Below are 14,489 nucleotides of genomic sequence, written 5' to 3' on the forward strand. Positions count from 1 at the left end.
CATACCCGAGGCGCCGATTTGTCTGCGCGTTCACTCCCACGGGACCGTGCATTAACACCGACGGCGCCAGTGTCTGGGGTCTGCCCCTACCCGCTCCAGGAGATCCTCCATGGCCGCCAGCAAGCCGACCGGCAAGCGCGCTCCCGCCACTCCCTCCGCCGACCGTGACAGCCGCGGCCAGGGCGATGAACTGCATCAACTGGCGGGAGGAGAACATCCGGTACTGACCAGCAACCAGGGCATCCCGGTCGCCGACAACCAGAATTCCCTGCGCCAGGGGCCGCGTGGACCGACCCTGCTGGAAGACTTCCTGCTGCGCGAGAAGATCACCCACTTCGACCACGAGCGCATTCCCGAGCGCATCGTCCACGCGCGCGGCTCGGCTGCCCATGGCTTCTTCGAACTGACCAAGTCGCTGGGCAAAGTGACGCGGGCGAAGATCCTCACCGAGGTCGGGGTGAAGACGCCGGTGTTCACCCGTTTCTCCACCGTCGCCGGCGGCGCCGGCTCGGTCGACACCCCGCGCGACGTGCGCGGCTTCGCGGTGAAGTTCTACACGAAGGAAGGCAACTGGGATCTGGTCGGCAACAACATCCCGGTGTTCTTCATCCAGGACGCGATCAAGTTCCCCGACCTGATCCATGCGGTGAAGATGGAACCGGACCGCGCGTTCCCGCAGGCGGCCAGCGCGCACGACACATTCTGGGATTTCGTCTCGCTGATGCCCGAGTCGATGCACATGATCATGTGGGCGATGAGCGACCGCACGATCCCACGCTCGCTGCGCACCATCGAAGGTTTCGGCATCCACAGCTTCCGCCTGCTGGATGAAGAAGGGAACTCCACCTTCGTCAAGTTCCACTGGCGCCCGAAGCTGGGTCTGCAGTCCACGATCTGGGACGAGGCGCTGAAACTGCAGGCAGCCGACAACGATTTCCATCGCCGCGACCTGTTCGAGGCGATCCAGCGCGGCGACTTCCCCGAGTGGGAGCTGGCGGTGCAGTTGTTCAGCGAAGAACAGGCCGACGGCTTCCCGTTCGATCATCTGGACCCCACCAAGATCATCCCCGAGTCGCTGGTACCGCTGCAGGTGATCGGACGCATGGTGCTGGACCGCTGGCCGGACAACTTCTTCGCCGAGACCGAGCAGGTTGCGTTCTGCCCGGCCAACGTGCCGCCCGGCATCGACTTCAGCAACGACCCGCTGCTGCAGGGACGGCTGTTCTCCTATCTGGATACTCAGCTGATCCGCCTGGGCGGGCCGAACTTCAACCAGATCCCGATCAACGCACCGAAGTGCCCGTTCGCCAACCACCAGCGCGATGGCCACATGCAGATGCAGGTGCCGAAGGGACGCGTGGCTTACGACCCGAGCTCGCTGCAGGAGGACAGCCCGCGCGAAACACCCGCAGGTTTCCGCAGCCACGCCAGCGCCGATGACGGGCGCAAGGGTCGCACCCGTGCGGAGAGCTTTGCCGACCACTACAGCCAGGCACGGATGTTCTTCCGCAGCCTGGAAAAACCGGAGCAGGCGCACCTGGCCTCGGCGCTGGTGTTCGAGCTGTCGAAGGTGGAAACCGAGAAGGTGCGCGTGCGCACCGTCAGCCATCTGCGCAACATCGACGAGGGACTGGCCAAGCGCGTGGCCGACGGACTGGCCCTGCGCACCCTGCCCGACCCGGCACCGACCGCAACCCCCGCGCAGGACCTGCCCGCCGCACCCGAAGTACGCGTGATCGGCCGCAACAAGTCAGTGCTGCAGGGGCGCTGCATCGGCATCCTGTTTGACGAAGGTTCCGATGCACGGGTGATCGCCAACCTGCGCAAAGCCGCTGAAAAGGCCGGCGCCAGCGTCAAGCTCGTCGCACCGAAAGTCGGTGGCGCCACGCTCAGCGACGGCAAGCTGCAGGCCGCTGATGGACAGCTGGCCGGTACCCCGTCGGTGGTGTTCGATGCGGTGGCCGTGGTGCTGAGTGCCGATGCTGGCAAGGCGTTGGCCAAGGAAGCGGCGGCCGTAGGCTTCGTCAGCGACGCCTGGGCGCATCTCAAAGCGATCGCCAGTGACGAAGGTGCACAGGCCCTGCTGAAGGCAGCGCGCGTCGGCAACGATGCAGGCACCGTCGAGGCCGAAGACAGCAAGGCCTTCCTCACCGCTGCCGCCACCCGCCAGTGGGCGCGCGAGCCGAAGCTGCGCCTGCTGGCCTGATCATCCGACAGGAGAATGCTCATGCCCCGTGGTGACAAATCCGCCTATACCGACAAGCAGAAACGCCAGGCCGAGCATATCGAAGCGAGTGAGCGCGAACGTGGTGCCAGCGAAGGCACCGCCGAGCACATCGCCTGGGCCACCGTGAACAAGCAGGATGGTGGCGGCAAGCGCAGCGGCAGCGCGCGCAGGAGCACGAAGAAGACGGCACCTGCCCACGCCAGCAGTTAAGCCGCAGTCGGCAGCGCCCTCACCCAACCGGCCACCACAGCGGCGGCCGGTTCGGCACAGGCCTGCAGCAGCAGATGCGGCCCTTCCAGTGCAACGTGCCGCGCATGCGGCAACAGCGCCTGCAGTTCGGCCACACTCGGCGGCCACAGCAACCGGTCCTGACGCGCCTGCAGGCACAGCGTCGGCACCATGATCTGCGGCAGCAGTGCGCGTACGTCCACCCGCAGGGTTGCTGCGGCGCGCTGCCGCAGCGTGGCGGCCGGGATCTGCGCCAACGCATCGCGCAGCATCGACAGGTGCTCGCGGGTGCGCCATCGCCCCAGCAGCAGGCGTGCCAGCAACGCTGCGGGAGGCATCGGCCAGGCCGGCGACAGCAGTGCCGCGCCGGCTGCCGGCAATGGCACGGGCCGATGTGCGAAGGTCGCGGCCAGTACCACTCCGCGCAGCCCGCGCGGATGCCGCATTGCGAGTTCAACCGCCAACGGGCCCGAGAAGGACTCGGCAAGCAGTACGAATGGTCCATGTGGCAACCGTGGCCACAGCCCCTCGGCAAGCGCGGCGTAATCTTGGGCTCCCTGTGCAGGCAGTGCGATGGCCTGCGTTGTCAGCCCATGAGCCTGCAGCGCGGACAGGAACGAGGTCGACATCCTGCCGGTGCCATCCAGGCCTGGCAGCATCAGTACGTGCAGCGGCGCAGCCGACGCATCGCCGCACTCCTTCTCCTCGTTTCCGGTTTCCATGGCACCTCCTTTGCTGGCAAGCATCGCCCGGATCGGCACGCCGCGGAAGCTCCTGTTCTGCGCTTCTTCCGCTGCGTCGGCCAAGGTTGCGCGATACTGCCGGCTTCGCCGCAGGATGCGGCTACCAGGGAGAACCGTTGATGCGATGGACCTACGCACTGGCCATGATGGCCCTGATGCTGCCACTGACCACCTTTGCCGGCGATGGCTGGATAGATGGCGACGGCAAGGCGCTGCCGCAGACCGATGCCATGAAGTCCAAGGATGGATTTGCGGCATCACTGCTGGTCACCTCCGACGCCGATTGGCGGGCCAAGTGGGACACCCCAGCGGACACCACGCCGAACTTCACCGAGGCCAGCGACGTGCAGCTGGGCGGAGAGTTGTTCGTGCTGACGTTCCTGTCCAACCCGCAACTGGGCGAGGATGGCGCAGCCAAGGTCCACTGCGACGTGCGCATGCTGCGCCCGGACGGCAGCACCAGCGCGGATGAGCGCGATGTTCCCTGCTTCACCGCCCGTCTGCCGGGTCCACCCACCTTGTTGTACATGACCAACGTGCAGCTGAAATTCGTCGCCGAACCCGGCGATCCGAAAGGTACGTGGACTGCGCAGGTGGTGGTCAAGGATCTGCTGCGGGGTGTGAGCCTGCCGCTGCAGGCCCACTTCGAGGTCCGTTGAAAGGAGGCCTGCGGATGAAGATGCGACGATTGTTCAGCTGGACCGGCCTTGCGCTGTGCGTGGCCTACCTGCTGTTTACCGCGTGGCTGGTTCACGGCGCACAGTCGGATGCGGACCCGAAGGGTACCTACATCCTGATGGCGCTGCCCATCACCTTGCAGTCTGCCGCGCTTGATGCCATCGGCGCAGGCGGCCTGCTGTACGGCAAGCCCTGGTCGACCGCGTATGCGGTGCTGGTGCCACCAACACTACTGTTCCTGTACGCGGCCGGTTGGTGGATCGAACGCTCGGCGCGCGGGCGCTGACGGCACTCAACCGTTGCGTGCATCGACGCCCTGCATGCGGCCATCGCATGCAGGGCGTCATCCAACATCCAACTACGGACTGCTTACGCCGCGCGCGCAGACACGGCAGGCTTGCGCACACCCTGTTCCAGCTGGAACACCGACACCGACGTGGTCAGTGCATGCGCCTGCTCTTCCAGCGCGCGGCTGGCAGCAGTGGCTTCTTCCACCAGGGCCGCGTTCTGCTGGGTCACCTGGTCCATCTGCACCACCACCTGGTTGACCTGCTCGATGCCAGCCGCCTGTTCCTTGCTGGCGGCGGCGATGTCGCTCATCAGCAAGGTGGTACGCGAACTGGCCTGCGCCACGCGCGCAATGGCAGCTTCGGACTGCACGGTCACCGCCAGGCCGCTCTGCACCTTGGCGGCGGCGTCCTCGATCAATTCCTTGATCTCCTTGGCAGCCACGCCCGCACGCTGTGCCAACGTACGCACTTCGCTGGCGACCACCGCGAAGCCGCGGCCCTGTTCACCGGCGCGCGCCGCTTCCACCGCGGCATTCAACGCCAGGATGTTGGTCTGGAAGGCAATGCCATCGATCACCGTGGAGATTTCCGAGATGCGCGCGGAAGACTGATCGATCTCGCCCATCACCGTGGCCATCTGTGCCATGGCCTGCTCGGTCTCGCGCACGGCAACGCCGGCCGCGTGCGCTTCGCTGTCGGCCTGACGTGCCAGCTCGGCGTTCTGGCGCACGGTCGAGGTCAGCTCTTCCATCGAGGCGGCGGCCTCTTCCAGATTCGCGGCCTGTTGTTCGGTACGGCGCGACAGATCGTTGTTGCCGGCGGCCAGTTCCTGTGCCGCGTTGTTGATGCTGTCGGCCGCTACCTGGATGCCGCGCACGATACCGGTCAGCTGCGTGGTGGTGGTATTGGCATCGTCGCGCATGCGCGCGAAAACACCTTCGTAGTCGCCTTCCATGCGCGCGGTGAGGTTGCCATGCGAGATCGCGCGCAGCACGTCGGAGACATCGGCGATGCTGGCCTGCGAACTGGCCATCATGCCGTTGAGGTGGTTCACCATCGCCTGGAACTGGTACTGGAATGCCGCGGCGTCGCCACGCATGCTGAAATCGCCGGCGCGCGCGGCACGGGCCAGTTCATCGATCTGCGCGTTGATCGCCATCAGGCTCTGCTTGACCGCCGCCAGGGTGCGGGTCAGCGTGCCCTTCTCGCCCGGGTACTCGGGCAGATCGCGGCTGAGATCGCCGATCGCATAGCGCTGCATCACCTCGGCCATCAGCAGCTGCACCTGCACGTGCGATTCGACCAGGTGATTGGTGGCCTGCACCATGCGGCCGAAGTCGCCGGGGAAGGCGCTGGCATCCATCCGGTAACGGATCGCACCGGCTTCATGCTGCTCGGCCATCTGCAGCTGGGCGCCGATCGCCGCCTGCACACTCTGGCGCACGCTGGCCATGGCCTCGCCGAGCTGGGTCAGCTCGTCACGACCGCCAAGGCGGAATTCCTGGTCCAGTTCGCCCTTCGACAGGCGCTCGGCCAACTGCACCGCACGTGCCAGCGGGCCGGTCATGCTGCGACCGATCAACACCGACGCGGCGATGCCGACCAGCAGGGCCACGCCGCCCAGCGCCAGCAGCTGCAGCAGGCTGCGTTCGCCTAGGCGGATCGCCTCGGCAGCGGCCTCACGGCTTTCCTTTTCCTCATACGCCACGCCATCGGCCAGGGCCTTGTTCCAGCCATTGGCCGCTTCCTGCACCGGCCCCAGGGTCAGCGCCACGGCAGCGGGGAAATCGCCCTGCTCCATCAGTTCGCTGGTCTGCTTGTTGAGCGGACGCGCGAGCGCACGCTTGGCGGCGATGGTCTCGCCGATCACCTTGCCCTCGGCATCGCCGGGCAGGGCCTGGTAGGCAGTCCAGCTGGCCTCGTAGCGCTTGACCAGATCGGCGATGCGCTGCTCGTCTTTGGCGCGGTCTTCGCCCTGGCGGATCAGCATCTCGCGTCGCACGACCATCATCTGGTTGTTGGCATCGAGCATCTCCGACAGCAGCCGTACCTTGGCTACGCCAACCTCGACCACCTGCTCCATCGCGCGCTTCTGCACGGTGGTGGCGGTAGCGCCGGTGGCCACTACGGCGGCAACCAGCAGCAACAACAGGCCAAAGCCAAGCCCAAGACGCCAGGCAACCCTGACGTTCCTCAAGTAGTTCATGGGGTGAATCCAAAACGGGGGGGATGCGCCCATATCGGCCTGCCTGTCGGGAATCTTGATCGTCCCCCATGCGCCTGCGTCGGAAGCCGTTCACCTTGGTGAGGTGCGGTCCTCCGCTTCCGCGGTGGGTCTTTGGCGTGGCGATGCGCTCCCGCTGCTCATGCCGGCATCAGTTCCTTTTCACGGCGGCTACGCAGCGTTTGCAGGCAGGGTGGAGGCGTTATCTGTTTGGAGACGCCCATGCCCGTATGCCGCCCCGCCCTGCTTGCCCTGTCGCTGCTGATCTCGCCCGCCTTCGCACAGTCCACGCCACCTGCGGGCCTGCCAGCGCCGATTGCCGAAAAAGCCGGTCCTGACACGGCGGCACGCTCGCCCCTGCATGCGCAGGTCCTGCTGGACCGTGCGAATTTCTCTCCGGGCGAGATCGATGGCGAAGTGGGCAGCAATCAACGCCGTGCGGTGTCCGGTTTCCAGGCTGCGCACGGGCTGACCGTCAGCGGTGAACTGGACGACGCCACCTGGAAGGCCCTGCAGGCCGATTCGGCTGGTCCGCTGGCAAGCTACACGCTGACCGCCGAAGACGTGGCCGGCCCCTTTGTCGCCATCCCGAAGAAGCCGGCCGAACAGGCCAAACTGAAATCCCTTGGCTTCAGCAGTGTCGAAGAATCACTGGGCGAACGTTTCCATGCCGCCCCGGAGCTGCTGAAGGCCCTCAATCCCGGCGTGGATCTGAGCAAGGCCGGCAATCGCATCCAGGTGCCCAACATTGCGCCTGCCGCTTTGCCCAAGGCGGCCAAGCTGGTGGTCGACAAATCCGACTCCACCCTCCAACTGCTGGACGTGCAGGGCAAGGTGATCGCGCAGGTACCGGTGTCGTCAGGCAGCGAGCACGACCCGCTGCCGATCGGGGAGTGGAAGATCCTCGGCGTGTACCCGGATCCGCCATTCCACTACAACCCGAAGCTGTTCTGGGACGCGAAGAAGGGCGATCGCAAAGCCACGATTCCGCCCGGCCCGAACAATCCGGTCGGCCGGGTCTGGATCGACCTGTCCAAGCCGCATTACGGCCTGCACGGCACGCCGGTACCCGGCCACGTCGGCAAGACCGAATCGCACGGCTGCGTGCGCATGACCAACTGGGATGCGCTGCGCGTGGCCGCGGCGGTGGATACGTCGGTAGTCGTGGTGATGCAGGAGTAAGCCGATGCGACTCGCGCAACTGATCGTGCTGGGACTGGTGATGGGCGTGGCCGCCGGGTGGTGGCTGCAGCGCGATGGCGAGCCCTCCGATGGCGCGGCTGTCCACCCTCCTGCAGTGGTTGCGGCGGACCACGCACCTGCCGTACCCGCGGAGCAGGCAGCGACGGCAATCGCTGCACCCGCCCCAGCAGCAACCGGCGACACACCCTCCGGTCTGCTGCTGCCGGTACAGGGCATTGCGCCGTCGCAACTGCAGGACACCTTCACCGACGCACGCAGCGAAGGCCGTGTGCACGATGCCATCGACATCATGGCCGCTGCCGGCACGCCGGTGCTGGCCGTGGCCGATGGCCATGTCGAGAAACTGTTCGACAGCAAACGCGGCGGCCTGACGATCTACCAGTTCGAACCCAGCGGCCGCTGGTGCTACTACTACGCACACCTGCAGCGCTACGCCGACGGCCTGGCCGAGAAGCAGACCATCAAGCGCGGCGATGTGATCGGCTACGTCGGCAGCACCGGCAACGCCAACCCTGAAGCTCCACACCTGCATTTCGAAGTGCACGCGCTGGGACCGGAAAAACAGTGGTGGAAGGGCGAATCGCTCAATCCCTATCCGCTGCTGAAAAAAGGGGACGGAGGGGATTAAGTCGTAACCCGCACGGTTTGTCCGGGGCGTCTATACAGCGCGTGGCCCCTTCCTGCGCAGCGCGATGGTGAAGATCACCAGTGCGATACCTGGAATCAGCAGCAACAGCGCCACCAGTTTCCAGAAGAAGAATGGCCACAGCCAGATGTAATCCAGGTCGGTCAGCTTCAGAAGATCCAGCGGCGGTTGCAGCTCGACGGTTGCCGGCCTGCCGACCAGCGCCGGCTCCACCTCCAGCACGGTTACCCGCAGCCAGGAGCGGCCACGGGGCAATGCGTCACCGCGGCCATAGCCGAAGTACGCGGCGGTGAAACCCGCCGTTTCAACGGTTTCCACCCGGCGCACGACATCCGTCGCGGGCGGGCCTGATCGCACGCTTGCGCGGAAGTCCGCGTGCTCGTTGGGCGTATCGACGCGCAGCAGCACGTCGGGGTCGAGGGCCGGGTCGGCAGCGTTGGGCGGGTAGCGCAGCCGCAACCGCAGGCGATCATCGATGAAGCGGTAGACCGTGATCTCCGCGCTCGCACCGGGGCTCAGCACCAGTGGCAGGGTCTGCGTGCGTGAGGCCAGGTGGTTGGCCACAGCGCCCACCGCCAGCACCACACAAGCGGCTGCCCACAGGCCCCAGAACACCCACAGGGTGATCCGCAGCACCCTGGTCCCTTTTACGCTGACATCGTCGGTCATCGGTCCGCTTCCCTGCTGGCACTGCGTACACACTAACGAAAAAGCCCCGCTTTCGCGGGGCTTTTCCTTCACGTCAGCGTGCGGTCGCTCAGGCGAACGGATCCTGCAGGACCATGGTGTGGTCGCGGTCCGGGCCGGTGGAGACGATGCTGATCGGGCAGCCGGCCAGCTCTTCCAGCGAGCGCAGGTAGGCACGTGCAGCCGGCGGCAGGTCTTCCCAGTTGGTGATGCCGTGGGTGTTCTCGGTCCAGCCCGGGAACTCCAGGTACACCGGGGTGCACTCTTCCCAGCCCTGCGCGTCCAGCGGCGCGTACTCGGTACGCTTGCCGTTGTATTCGTAGGCGATGCAGACCTTCAGCTTCTCCATGCCGTCCAGCACGTCCAGCTTGGTGATGCACAGGCCGCTGATGCCGTTGATGGCCACGGCGCGCTTGAGGGCGACGATGTCCATCCAGCCGCAACGACGCGGGCGGCCGGTCGAGGCACCGTACTCGGCACCGCGGTCGCGGATGCCCTGGCCGATTTCATCGTCCAGCTCGGTCGGGAACGGGCCACCGCCAACGCGGGTCGCGTAGGCCTTGGCGATGCCCAGCACGTAGTCGATCGCATCAGCGCCGACGCCGGCACCGGCCAGCGCGCCACCAACGGTGGTGTTGGAGCTGGTGACGTACGGGTAGGTACCGTGGTCGATGTCCAGCAGCGCGCCTTGCGCACCTTCGAACAGCACGCGCTTACCCTGCTTGCGCAGGTCATGCAGGATGCCGGCAACGTCGGACTTCATCGGCTGCACGTACTCGCCGAAGGCCAGCGCCTCGTCGAAGGTCTTCTGGAAATCGACCGCGTCGGTCTTCAGGTAGTTGGTCAGCACGAAGTTGTGATAATCCAGCGCGGTGCGCAGGAGTTCTTCCAGCTGCTTGGGGTAATGCAGGTCGGCGATGCGGATGCCGCGACGCGCCACCTTGTCTTCGTAGGCCGGGCCGATGCCACGGCCGGTGGTGCCGATCGCTTTGCCGCCGGCAGCGCGTTCGCGCGCCTGGTCCAGGGCGATGTGGTACGGCATGATCAGCGGCGCGGCCGGGGAGATCTTCAGGCGCGAACGCACTTCCACGCCGGAGGTTTCCAGCTCGGCGATTTCCTTCTGCAGCGCAGCCGGCGAGATCACCACGCCGTTGCCGATCAGGCACAGCGCATCGTCACGCAGGATGCCCGACGGGATCAGGTGAAGGACGGTCTTCTTGCCGTTGATGACCAGGGTGTGGCCGGCATTGTGGCCGCCCTGGAAGCGCACGACCGCGCCGATTTCCTCGGTGAGCAGATCGACGATCTTGCCCTTGCCTTCATCGCCCCACTGGGCACCAAGCACTACGACAGACTGACCCATGACGGGTTCCTCTATTTGTTGCGGCCATCGGGGCCGCGGACGGGTAAACCGCAGCGGGGCTGGCCAGCGCTTGGGTGGCGGCTCCAAACGGGGAGCAGCCGGCGATGGAAGGCCCAGACACGGAAAAAGCCGAACGGGGAGGCCCGTCCGGCTTTTGTGCATTATCCGGGTTTCCGGGGTCGGCTGCCACCTTTCCGACGGACGGCTTCACCGGCCGGTCAGGCGCCTCCCCGGTAGTGCCGGCCGCTGGCCGGCAATGCCAACCAAGGTTGGCATCTACCAGAGCCAGACGCAGGCGGCCGTGCCGGGCCTCAGTGCCGCACCCACCACAGCAGGCTCAGCCCGGCCAGCAGGACCAGGCCACCGAAGCTGCGCAGGGCCGGGCTGGGCAGGTCCAGCAGGCGTTCGGCCATGCGCTTCCAGGCCACGGGGGCCGCGAACAGCAACAGGCCTTCCAGCACCGCGACCAGGCAGACGGCGGCGAACAGATCTTTCATGGGGGAACTCCGGAAAAGCACGGGGCCCGGCGTATGGCCGGGCCCCGTGAGGTACTGCCGTGCGGTCTCAGCGATCGTTCTTGAGGTACTGCAGGAACGGGTCGTTCTTGTCCAGCACGATCACGCCGTTGCCGTCGGTCATCGAGCCGCGATAGGCCTCGAGGCTGCGGTAGAACGCGTAGAACGACGGGTCAGCCGAACCAGCCTTGCCGTAGATCCGCGCGGCCTCGGCATCGCCTTCACCACGCAGGCGCTGGGCATCGCGTTCGGCTTCTGCGATCAGCACGGTGCTGTCACGGTCGGCCTGGGCGCGGATGGTCAGCGACTGCTCCTCGCCTTCGGCGCGCAGCTTGGCGGCTTCCTGCTTGCGCTGGGCGCGCATGCGCTCGTACACGTCATTGATCACCTGGCTGTCGGTCGGCAGATCCACCTGCTTGATGCGCAGGTCGATCATCTGCATGCCCAGACCGGCAACGGCTTCGTTGATCCCCTTCAGCTGCTCGGCGATCAGCTCGCTGCGGTCGCCGGAGACCAGCTGCTGCAGGGTGCGCGAGTTGATCTGGTTGCGCAGCGAGTCGGTGATGATCGGTGCCAGGCGGGCGTTGGCGATACGCGGATCGCCACCGGTGGCACGGAAGTAATCACCCACGTTGGAGATGTAACCGATGGCGAAGAAGTCGACGCTGACGTCCTTCTGCTCGGCGGTGAAGTAACGTGCCGGCGCGGTGTCCAGCACCTGGAAGCGGCGGTCGAACACCCGCACCGTTTCCACCACCGGCAGCTTGAAGTGCAGGCCCGGCTTGATGTCCGAACGCACCACCTTGCCCAGGTTCAGGACCATGGCGGTCTGGTCCTCACGGACCACGTACACCGAGCCCAGCAGGCCCAGCAGCACCGCTACGACAACGGCGATCCACATTGAATTTCTCATCGGCTGCCCTCCTCACGGCCGCTCGAACGCCCGGTCGGGCGGCCCACCGGCCGGCCCGGATCACGGGAAGCTTCCACTGCCGTGGTACCCGGCAGCGACGGCATCACCACGTCCGGGTTCGGTACCGGCGCCTGTGCCGAGGTGCTGGCACGGGTATCGCCGGTCATCGGCACGTAGATCAGCTGACGGCCATCGCCGCCAATGACCTTGCGGTTCTCGCTCAACACCTGCTGCACCGTTTCCAGCCACAGGCGCTTGCGGGTGACTTCCGGTGCATCCTTGTACTGGGCCTGCAGCAGGCTGAAGCGCTGGCCATCACCCTCGGCCTTGGACACCACGGCCTGCTTGTAGCCTTCGGCGGTGGTACGGGCACGCGAGGACTGGCCACGCGCTTCAGGCACGACCTTGGCCGCATAGGCCTGGGCTTCGTTGATCAGGCGCTCCTTGACCTGCTGGGCACCGTTGACCTCGTCGAAGGCCGGCTTGACCTCCTCCGGCGGACGGGCGTCCTGCAGGGTCAGGCCGGTCACGGTCAGACCGGTCTTGAAGGCAGTCAGCAATGTCTGCAGGCGCTCTTCAGCGGCCACGGCCAGCGGGCCACGGTTGTTCAGCACGGCGTTGAGGTCGGCGCGGCCGACTTCCTCGCGCACTGCGCTCTGCGCCGACTGTTCCAGCACCTGGTTGGCATCGACAGTGCCGAACAGATACTGCTGCGGGTCATCGATGCGGTACTGGACGTTCAACGAGACGTTGACGATGTTCTCGTCGCGGGTCAGCACCGGCACCTGGATCGAGAAGGTCTTGATCTCGGTGGCGTTGACCTTGGTGACCGATTCGATCGGCCAGGGCAACTTGAAGTTCGGGCCTGGGGTCAGGATGCGCGAGAACTGGCCGAAGCGCAGCACGACGCCACGCTGCTGTTCGCCGATCAGCTGGAAGCTGGAGAACAGCACCAGCAGGACCACTGCTGCCGCCACCCAACGCAGGATGCCGCCGTCGAACAGATCCTTCAGCGGTCCGGGCAATCCGCCCCAGCCGCCACCATTGCCACCGCCGCGCGACCCGAACGGCCCGCGTCGATTGTCCTCGGGGCCTTGTCCGCCCTTGTTGCCGCCGGGTGTATTCCAGGCCATGCACGCTCCATCAAGATGTGGGCTGCGACGCGGGCCCTTCCCGCAACGCCAGCCATGAACCACTACCGATCATACAAGATGGGGCTGACCGGCAGGATTGAAAGGGTCCGGAACGGGTAAGGTGGCGTTTTCCTTGAAGTCAGGCAACGCCGATGGCCCCCACCGCCCCGTTCACCGCCTTCCGCATCGAAAAAGACGACGCTGGCTACCGCAGCGGCCTGGTCCCGCTGAGCCTGGACGACCTCAACCCCGGCCAGGTGCTGATCCGTGCCCACTGGTCCTCGGTCAACTACAAGGATGCCCTGGCAGGTACCGGCAAAGGCCGGATCCTGCGGCGCTTCCCGCTGGTGGGCGGCATCGACGTGGCCGGTACGGTGGTCGCCTCCACCGATCCGGCCTGGCGCGAGGGCGATGCGGTACTGGCCACCGGCTGCGGCCTCAGCGAAACCCGCGATGGCGGCTACAGCCAGTACGTGCGGCTGGAATCGAGCGCGGTCATCGCCCAGCCGGCAGGCCTGAGCCCACGCGAGGCAATGGTGCTGGGCACGGCCGGCTTCACCGCCGCGCTGGCCCTGCTGCGCCTGCAGGACAACCGGCAGACACCCGAGCTTGGGCCACTGGCGGTCACTGGCGCCAGCGGTGGGGTCGGTGCCCTGGCCGTGGACATCTTCAGCCGCGCCGGCTATGCCGTGCACGCGATCAGCGGCAAACCGGAGCAGACCGACTTCCTTCGCGGCATCGGTGCTGCCGAGGTGCTGCCACGTGATGCCCTTGCCGACACCGGGCCGCTGCAATCGGCACGCTTTGGCGGTGGCCTGGACAACGCCGGCGGGCCGATGCTGGCCAGTCTGCTGGCACAGACCGTGCCCTATGGCAGCGTGGTCAGTGCAGGCCTGGCCGCCAGCCCGACGCTGGACATGACCGTGATGCCCTTCATCCTGCGCGGTGTATCGCTGCTTGGTGTGTCGTCGGCCAATGCCCCGCGCGCGCTGCGCGAAGAAGTGTGGGCACGCCTGGGCGACGCGTGGAAACCGCAGCACCTGGACCGCATCTGCACCGCCGAAGTCGGCCTGGACGGCCTGCCTGCGGTGTTTGATCGCATGCTGGCGGGCGGCTCGCTTGGCCGCACGGTGGTGCGGATCGACTGAACGTCGCAGGCAGGCGACGGACGGCAGCTGTCGCCCTCCCGTCAACTGGATGCCGGCACTACACTTCCGGCATCACATGGGGAACAACATGGCACGCATTCTGATCGTCGACGACTCACCGTCGCAGCTGTTGGGGATACAGCGCATCGTCGAGAAGCTCGGGCACCAGATCCTGACCGCCACCGATGGCGCGGCCGGGGTGGAGACCGCCAAGGCCGAGCTGCCCGACCTGGTGCTGATGGACGTGGTGATGCCCAACCTCAATGGCTTCCAGGCCACCCGCACCCTCGCCCGCGATGAAGCGACCCGGCACATTCCGGTGATCCTGGTGACCACCAAGGACCAGGACACCGACCGCATGTGGGGCATGCGCCAGGGTGCCAAGGCCTACATCACCAAACCGTTCTCGGAAGACGAACTGTCCGAAGTGCTGGAGCGGGTGTTCGCCGGCCAGGGCTGACACACAGCTCTGGTAGATGCCAACCTTGGTT

15 protein-coding genes are annotated in these 14,489 nt (G+C 66.3%); 8 read left to right on the forward strand and 7 right to left on the reverse strand.

Annotation, left to right across the window (positions count from 1 at the left end; all coding sequences use genetic code 11):
- Positions 1-109 precede the first annotated feature (109 nt).
- Both CR156_RS13640 and CR156_RS13645 read left to right on the forward strand, forming a co-directional pair.
- Positions 110-2,206: a catalase gene (locus CR156_RS13640; protein WP_100553221.1), complete on the forward strand. Its 2,097-nt coding sequence runs from the start codon at positions 110-112 to the stop codon at positions 2,204-2,206.
- A gap of 21 nt (positions 2,207-2,227) precedes the next feature.
- Positions 2,228-2,437 (forward strand): hypothetical protein, encoded by a 210-nt coding sequence (locus CR156_RS13645; RefSeq protein WP_100553222.1) that lies wholly within the window; start codon positions 2,228-2,230, stop codon positions 2,435-2,437.
- Here CR156_RS13645 and CR156_RS13650 read toward each other — a convergent pair.
- Positions 2,434-3,177, reverse strand: a complete 744-nt coding sequence (locus CR156_RS13650; RefSeq protein ID WP_100553223.1) for an alpha/beta fold hydrolase — start codon at positions 3,175-3,177, stop codon at positions 2,434-2,436. The genes CR156_RS13645 and CR156_RS13650 overlap by 4 nt on opposite strands.
- 140 nt (positions 3,178-3,317) lie before the next feature.
- On the opposite strand from CR156_RS13650, the gene CR156_RS13655 reads away from it, so the two are divergent.
- Together CR156_RS13655 and CR156_RS13660 are read left to right on the forward strand one after the other, a co-directional pair.
- On the forward strand, positions 3,318-3,857 hold the full coding sequence (locus tag CR156_RS13655) for a hypothetical protein (protein WP_100553224.1): 540 nt from the start codon (positions 3,318-3,320) through the stop codon (positions 3,855-3,857).
- Between the two features lie 14 nt (positions 3,858-3,871).
- The gene (locus tag CR156_RS13660; RefSeq protein WP_100553225.1) at positions 3,872-4,162 is read left to right on the forward strand and encodes a hypothetical protein; all 291 of its coding nucleotides are present in this window, start codon (positions 3,872-3,874) and stop codon (positions 4,160-4,162) included.
- Positions 4,163-4,245: 83 nt separating this feature from the next.
- On the opposite strand, the gene CR156_RS13665 is transcribed toward CR156_RS13660, so the two are convergent.
- Positions 4,246-6,372: a methyl-accepting chemotaxis protein gene (locus CR156_RS13665; RefSeq protein WP_100553226.1), complete on the reverse strand. Its 2,127-nt coding sequence runs from the start codon at positions 6,370-6,372 to the stop codon at positions 4,246-4,248.
- 240 nt (positions 6,373-6,612) lie between these two features.
- Here CR156_RS13665 and CR156_RS13670 point away from each other — a divergent pair, with 240 nt between their 5' ends.
- Together CR156_RS13670 and CR156_RS13675 are read left to right on the forward strand one after the other, a co-directional pair.
- Entirely contained in the window at positions 6,613-7,572 is a 960-nt protein-coding gene (locus CR156_RS13670) for a L,D-transpeptidase family protein (protein WP_100553227.1), read from the forward strand.
- A gap of 4 nt (positions 7,573-7,576) precedes the next feature.
- Positions 7,577-8,221, forward strand: a complete 645-nt coding sequence (locus CR156_RS13675) for a M23 family metallopeptidase (RefSeq protein ID WP_100553228.1) — start codon at positions 7,577-7,579, stop codon at positions 8,219-8,221.
- A gap of 30 nt (positions 8,222-8,251) precedes the next feature.
- On the opposite strand, the gene CR156_RS13680 is transcribed toward CR156_RS13675, so the two are convergent.
- The 5 genes from CR156_RS13680 to hflK all read right to left on the reverse strand — a co-directional run bounded on the left by CR156_RS13680 (position 8,252) and on the right by hflK (position 12,850).
- Positions 8,252-8,908 carry a hypothetical protein gene (locus CR156_RS13680; protein ID WP_100553229.1) on the reverse strand — a complete coding sequence of 219 codons (657 nt, stop codon included), beginning with the start codon at positions 8,906-8,908 and terminating at the stop codon, positions 8,252-8,254.
- A gap of 88 nt (positions 8,909-8,996) precedes the next feature.
- Positions 8,997-10,289, reverse strand: a complete 1,293-nt coding sequence (locus CR156_RS13685; RefSeq protein WP_089236458.1) for an adenylosuccinate synthase — start codon at positions 10,287-10,289, stop codon at positions 8,997-8,999.
- 311 nt (positions 10,290-10,600) lie between these two features.
- Positions 10,601-10,786 (reverse strand): DUF2065 domain-containing protein, encoded by a 186-nt coding sequence (locus tag CR156_RS13690; protein ID WP_089236459.1) that lies wholly within the window; start codon positions 10,784-10,786, stop codon positions 10,601-10,603.
- Positions 10,787-10,853: 67 nt separating this feature from the next.
- The gene (gene hflC, locus CR156_RS13695) at positions 10,854-11,717 is read right to left on the reverse strand and encodes a protease modulator HflC (RefSeq protein ID WP_089236460.1); all 864 of its coding nucleotides are present in this window, start codon (positions 11,715-11,717) and stop codon (positions 10,854-10,856) included.
- The gene (hflK, locus tag CR156_RS13700; RefSeq protein WP_089236461.1) at positions 11,714-12,850 is read right to left on the reverse strand and encodes an FtsH protease activity modulator HflK; all 1,137 of its coding nucleotides are present in this window, start codon (positions 12,848-12,850) and stop codon (positions 11,714-11,716) included. Before hflK ends, hflC begins: the two co-directional genes overlap by 4 nt.
- 152 nt (positions 12,851-13,002) lie before the next feature.
- Between hflK and CR156_RS13705 the strand changes: the two genes are divergently transcribed.
- Positions 13,003-13,998: a YhdH/YhfP family quinone oxidoreductase gene (locus CR156_RS13705; protein ID WP_089236462.1), complete on the forward strand. Its 996-nt coding sequence runs from the start codon at positions 13,003-13,005 to the stop codon at positions 13,996-13,998.
- An 88-nt stretch (positions 13,999-14,086) separates the two neighbouring features.
- Positions 14,087-14,458: a twitching motility response regulator PilH gene (pilH, locus tag CR156_RS13710; protein ID WP_005410644.1), complete on the forward strand. Its 372-nt coding sequence runs from the start codon at positions 14,087-14,089 to the stop codon at positions 14,456-14,458.
- The last annotated feature ends 31 nt before the right edge of the window (positions 14,459-14,489 follow it).

It is taken from the genome of Stenotrophomonas lactitubi, from assembly GCF_002803515.1.
GTDB classification, from domain to species: Bacteria; Pseudomonadota; Gammaproteobacteria; order Xanthomonadales; family Xanthomonadaceae; genus Stenotrophomonas; species Stenotrophomonas lactitubi.

Bases quoted from the DNA above. Each gene is read 5' to 3' on its own strand.
- CR156_RS13640 (WP_100553221.1), top strand. From the start codon at position 110: ATGGCCGCCAGCAAGCCGACCGGCAAGCGCGCTCCCGCCACTCCCTCC.
- CR156_RS13645 (WP_100553222.1), top strand. From the start codon at position 2,228: ATGCCCCGTGGTGACAAATCCGCCTATACCGACAAGCAGAAACGCCAG.
- CR156_RS13650 (WP_100553223.1), bottom strand. From the start codon at position 3,177: ATGGAAACCGGAAACGAGGAGAAGGAGTGCGGCGATGCGTCGGCTGCG.
- CR156_RS13655 (WP_100553224.1), top strand. From the start codon at position 3,318: ATGCGATGGACCTACGCACTGGCCATGATGGCCCTGATGCTGCCACTG.
- CR156_RS13660 (WP_100553225.1), top strand. From the start codon at position 3,872: ATGAAGATGCGACGATTGTTCAGCTGGACCGGCCTTGCGCTGTGCGTG.
- CR156_RS13665 (WP_100553226.1), bottom strand. From the start codon at position 6,372: ATGAACTACTTGAGGAACGTCAGGGTTGCCTGGCGTCTTGGGCTTGGC.
- CR156_RS13670 (WP_100553227.1), top strand. From the start codon at position 6,613: ATGCCCGTATGCCGCCCCGCCCTGCTTGCCCTGTCGCTGCTGATCTCG.
- CR156_RS13675 (WP_100553228.1), top strand. From the start codon at position 7,577: ATGCGACTCGCGCAACTGATCGTGCTGGGACTGGTGATGGGCGTGGCC.
- CR156_RS13680 (WP_100553229.1), bottom strand. From the start codon at position 8,908: ATGACCGACGATGTCAGCGTAAAAGGGACCAGGGTGCTGCGGATCACC.
- CR156_RS13685 (WP_089236458.1), bottom strand. From the start codon at position 10,289: ATGGGTCAGTCTGTCGTAGTGCTTGGTGCCCAGTGGGGCGATGAAGGC.
- CR156_RS13690 (WP_089236459.1), bottom strand. From the start codon at position 10,786: ATGAAAGATCTGTTCGCCGCCGTCTGCCTGGTCGCGGTGCTGGAAGGC.
- hflC (WP_089236460.1), bottom strand. From the start codon at position 11,717: ATGAGAAATTCAATGTGGATCGCCGTTGTCGTAGCGGTGCTGCTGGGC.
- hflK (WP_089236461.1), bottom strand. From the start codon at position 12,850: ATGGCCTGGAATACACCCGGCGGCAACAAGGGCGGACAAGGCCCCGAG.
- CR156_RS13705 (WP_089236462.1), top strand. From the start codon at position 13,003: ATGGCCCCCACCGCCCCGTTCACCGCCTTCCGCATCGAAAAAGACGAC.
- pilH (WP_005410644.1), top strand. From the start codon at position 14,087: ATGGCACGCATTCTGATCGTCGACGACTCACCGTCGCAGCTGTTGGGG.